Raw genomic sequence first — 2,581 nt, forward strand, 5'->3', positions numbered from 1 at the left:
GCGGGGGTGAAGGTGGTGGCAGTACCACCTGGCTACACTTCGCAAACTTGTCACCGCTGCTTGTGGCTTGGGCAACGGGAAGGGAAGCATTTTCGCTGTGTCAACCCGGCCTGTGGCTGGGGAGGGGATGCAGATTTGAACGGTGCTAACGGGATTGCGCTTTTGGGGGTCGCTGTAAGCCGGCCTAGAGGCCCGTGGTTGGCTTGCCAACTGCAGGGCTACAGGAAGCCCACTCCGTACCGCTTAGCGGTCGGAGCCGGGTAGTTTACATTTCTCACTCTGGCAGGGCTTGGGAGCAACTGACGGCTGCACGAATAGCTGGACATCCTAAACCCTCTGCGGCTACAAGTCGGCGCGGGCCAGTTCGCAACTCCGCTCCTGCCTAATTGGTGAACATATTTTTCCAGTCGGTGGTGAGAACCTCGTGGCCAAATGTCCACCCGGCCAGGAGCAAGGGCAAGGCTAAGCCCAGGAAGCCGAAGAAACCGATGACCTGAGCAATTTGCCGCTGCGCCCTTTTCCTTTTCGGGTCGGGGATGTTATTAGCAGCTACTGTGAGCTTTGAACAAAAGGCCACCACCACCGCCCCCACTGGTCCCAAAACCAGCGACGGCCACAACCACTCCGCTACCTGCGCATACTCGTAGGCCCGGGTGAACGGCATGATGACAAAACAGGCCAGCTCCAGGATTCCCCAGGTGAAGAGGGCCAACTGGATATCTTTGCGAAAGACTTCGTTGGGATCGTACATAGGCTTCTGGGATAAACCGGCATGCAACTTTAAGGTTTGGCCTGCAAGTGAAGAAGTGGCAAGGTTTTTGAATGGGCTTCCCTCTGCGGGCAAGAAGCTGCTGCGCGAGTCCCTTTTACCTTACCCTTTCCCTTTCCTCCGGACAACCCAGTAGAATAATGCTTGAGATGCTTAGGTTAGCCTTCCTTGATTTACCCAGAGAAAGGGGGTTCCAGAAAGGCCAAGCTCCTGGTGCAATCCGATGTGCAATGTAAAAACCTGAAGTTGTCTGTTGTAGTCTGGGCGGGCTGTCTGGGTTTGCTGTCCTCTCCAGCCCCGGCGCAAAATGCATTTGCCCTACTGTCAGGGCTTTTCTGCAACTCTGCCTCCTGCTGACTATGAGAGCGCCAAGCCGCTATGTCACGCATTCTCATCATCGATGACGATCCCAGCATTTGTACGCTGCTCAAGCGGTATTTGCAGCGGCAAGGGTACGCAGTTGAGGCGGCCGTGACCGGCGCCGAGGGCTTACGACAGTTGCGCACTTTTCAGCCAGGCTTGGTGATTTTGGATTTGAATTTGCCGGATGTGAGCGGTTACGACCTCTGCCAGCAGATGCAAAAAGAGACCGGCGTTTATGTGTTGATGTTAACCAGCCGAGTGAATCCTGCCGACAAGCTGCAAGGATTTCAGCTAGGTGCAGATGACTACCTGACCAAACCCTTCAGCCTGCCGGAGTTACAGGCGCGGGTACAGGCCATCCTGCGCCGAGGGCGGAGGAGAACGGAAACAGGCAGCGCGCCGGTTTTGACCTTTCCCTCTTTGGTGATCGACCCAACCACCCGAGAAGTCACCCGTGACCGGCGCCCAATTCACCTGACAGCTTTGGAGTTTGACCTGCTCTACGCCATGGCCCGACACCCAGGGCGGGTCTGGCGACGGGCTGAGCTGATTCAAGAGGTGTGGGATTTCAACCACGAGGCAGATGAACGGGTGGTCGATGTCCACATCGGCCAAATTCGCAAGAAGTTAGAAACCGATACCAGCCAACCGGAGCTGATCCGCACCGTGCGCGGCGTTGGCTACAAGTTCGAGCCCCCCACTCCCAAAGAGGGGTGGGGAGAGGAAAAACCGTAACCTCCCTCTTTCAAAGGGAGAGAGCGCGCTAATCCAGGCGACGGCCTGTCAGACGCACAAAAATGTCTTCTAAGTTGGCAGGGCGCACCATCAGGCCAGTTTTGTCGGGTTCGGCTTCCAACTGCCGCTGAGCCTCCGCCAAGCTAGGGAAAAAGGTGTAGCTCACCTCCTGTCCGGGGCGGGAGCGCACCAGCAGAGCTTCCCCGTACTTCGCCCGCAACTGGTCGGTGCTGCCCAGCTCGATCAACTTCCCGCCGTCCATGATGCCAATGCGGTCGCACAGCTCCTCGGCCTCCTCCATGTAGTGGGTTGTAATCAGCAAGGTCATGCCCTGCCGATTCAGATCCCGTAGGATCTCCCACAACAGCCGTCGCGCCTGGGGATCCAACCCAACGGTCGGCTCGTCCAAAAACAAAATTTGCGGCCGGTGCAACAGTGCCCTGGCCACTTGCAGGCGTCGCTTCATGCCGCCGGAGAGGGTCTTCACCTTGTCGTGCCGCCGGTCGGCCAGCTTCACGTATTCCAGCCACTCGTCGATGCGCCGCTGCCGCTCCGGGTTGGGAATGTGGTGCATGCGCCCATGAAACTCCAGGTTTTCCCAAACTGTCAGCTCTGCTTCTAGGGTGATGGGCTGCAACACCACCCCAATCTGCCGCCGCACTGCTAAGGGATCCCGCACCACGTCGTAGCCCCCCACGTAGATGGATCCCTGAC

General features: G+C 57.8%; 4 protein-coding genes. 2 read left to right on the forward strand and 2 right to left on the reverse strand.

The annotated features are described in order from the left end of the window. A partial coding sequence (locus NW841_RS12560; protein ID WP_414386701.1) for a zinc ribbon domain-containing protein occupies nt 1–264 on the forward strand: 264 nt, incomplete at its 5' end. Nucleotides 265–382: 118 nt separating this feature from the next. Here the strand turns inward: NW841_RS12560 and NW841_RS12565 are convergent. After that, a complete protein-coding gene (locus NW841_RS12565) occupies nt 383–751 on the reverse strand; it encodes a hypothetical protein (protein ID WP_414366664.1) in 369 nt (122 codons plus the stop codon). 396 nt (nt 752–1,147) lie between these two features. Between NW841_RS12565 and NW841_RS12570 the strand changes: the two genes are divergently transcribed. Beyond that, entirely contained in the window at nt 1,148–1,867 is a 720-nt protein-coding gene (locus NW841_RS12570) for a response regulator transcription factor (protein ID WP_414366665.1), read from the forward strand. Between the two features lie 28 nt (nt 1,868–1,895). Here the strand turns inward: NW841_RS12570 and NW841_RS12575 are convergent. Beyond that, nucleotides 1,896–2,581 (reverse strand): ABC transporter ATP-binding protein (locus NW841_RS12575; protein WP_414386704.1); only part of this gene is annotated, 686 nt, incomplete at its 5' end.

The organism is Synechococcus sp. H60.3 (genome assembly GCF_047462295.1).
Taxonomy (GTDB): Bacteria; Cyanobacteriota; Cyanobacteriia; order Thermostichales; family Thermostichaceae; genus Thermostichus.